Here is a 1,518-nt window from a genome sequence, read left to right on the forward strand (position 1 = left end):
GTTGTCATGCAGGCTGTGGTTGCCATGGCTTTGATTTTTGAACGGGGCGGATATTAATTTATCCAAACTAAAAGTTATAATGAAAGAAATTTTCGATATTGGTTTTTCAGACGGCCTGAGTTTAATATGCAGGCTATATCACATCTAAATCTGGAGCAGGAAATGAAAATTGCAAATAATATTACCGAGCTGATCGGCAACACCCCTTTGGTAAAATTGAACCGTTTGACCGAGGGTTTGAAAGCGCAAATCGCCGTTAAACTTGAATTTTTCAATCCGGGCAGCAGCGTGAAAGACCGTATTGCCGAAGCCATGATTGAAGCGGCGGAGCAAGCCGGTAAAATCAATAAAGATACCGTTATCGTTGAAGCGACCAGTGGCAATACCGGTATCGGTTTGGCAATGGTGTGTGCGGCCCGCAGTTATAAATTGGCGATTACTATGCCTGAAAGCATGAGTAAAGAACGCAAAATGCTGCTGCGTGCATTCGGTGCAGAGCTGATTTTGACACCGGCTGCCGAAGGTATGGCAGGCGCTATCGCTAAAGCCCAGTCTTTGGTGGACGAACATCCAGATACTTACTTTATGCCGCGCCAATTTGATAACGAGGCTAATCCTGAAGTTCACCGCAAAACCACTGCCGAAGAAATTTGGCGTGATACAGACGGCCAAGTTGATATTTTCGTGGCCGGTGTGGGTACAGGCGGTACGATTACCGGCGTGGGCGAAGTATTGAAAAAACACAAACCCGAAGTTCAAATCGTGGCTGTCGAGCCTGAAGCTTCTCCAGTATTGAGTGGTGGTGAAAAAGGCCCGCATCCGATTCAAGGTTTGGGCGCAGGCTTTATCCCCAGTGTTTTGAATACGACTGTTTACGACAGTATTGTCAAAGTACCTAACGAAGCAGCGTTTGAAACTGCGCGCGCTATGGCTGAAAAAGAAGGCATTTTGGTAGGTATTTCTTCCGGTGCCGCGGTATGGAGCGCATTGCAACTGGCTAAAAAACCTGAAAACGAAGGCAAGCTGATTGTTGTCTTGTTGCCATCGTATGGCGAACGCTATCTTTCTACGCCTCTGTTTGCCGATTTGGCATAATATAGGATTGTTGTTAAAGGGCCGTTTTCAGACGGCCTTTTTTACGTATGGGCTTGAGATATAGTATGAAATCTGTTGTAATTCAGTTAATGAGCTTTGAATACCGTTATTCAAAAGTTGGTTTCTTCAACGAATCATGCTTATAATGCGCATTATGAAAAAATACATTCTTCCTATCCTTGCTGTGGCGGTACTTGCCGGTTGTGAATCGATTTATGTTCCAACATTGAAAGAAGTGCCAGTTCGACCAACCAACGTCAAGAAACCTAAGGCTGATTCACAAGTTTCAGCTACCAGTTATCATTTGGCTCCTTCGCATTGGGCAGATGTTTCCAAGATTCATGATGAAGCACGTCGCTTGAGTACCCAAGTGAGCCAAGGTAGTCTGACCAAAGTTCAGGCTGCCCAATATTTGAACCGCTT

Annotated in this window: 2 protein-coding genes; both read left to right on the top strand. The window is 45.1% G+C overall.

From position 1 onward, the window contains the following. Positions 1 to 162 precede the first annotated feature (162 nt). Positions 163 to 1,095: a cysteine synthase A gene (gene cysK, locus ACTHUT_RS20340; RefSeq protein ID WP_250599839.1), complete on the top strand. Its 933-nt coding sequence runs from the start codon at positions 163 to 165 to the stop codon at positions 1,093 to 1,095. A gap of 154 nt (positions 1,096 to 1,249) precedes the next feature. Continuing rightward, a partial coding sequence (locus tag ACTHUT_RS20345) for a membrane lipoprotein lipid attachment site-containing protein (RefSeq protein WP_440419612.1) occupies positions 1,250 to 1,518 on the top strand: 269 nt, incomplete at its 3' end.

This window comes from Neisseria sp. P0022.S010 (genome assembly GCF_051956635.1).

What these genes read in the sequence shown, in the direction of transcription:
- cysK (WP_250599839.1), top strand. Translation starts at nt 163, where the DNA reads ATGAAAATTGCAAATAATATTACCGAGCTGATCGGCAACACCCCTTTG.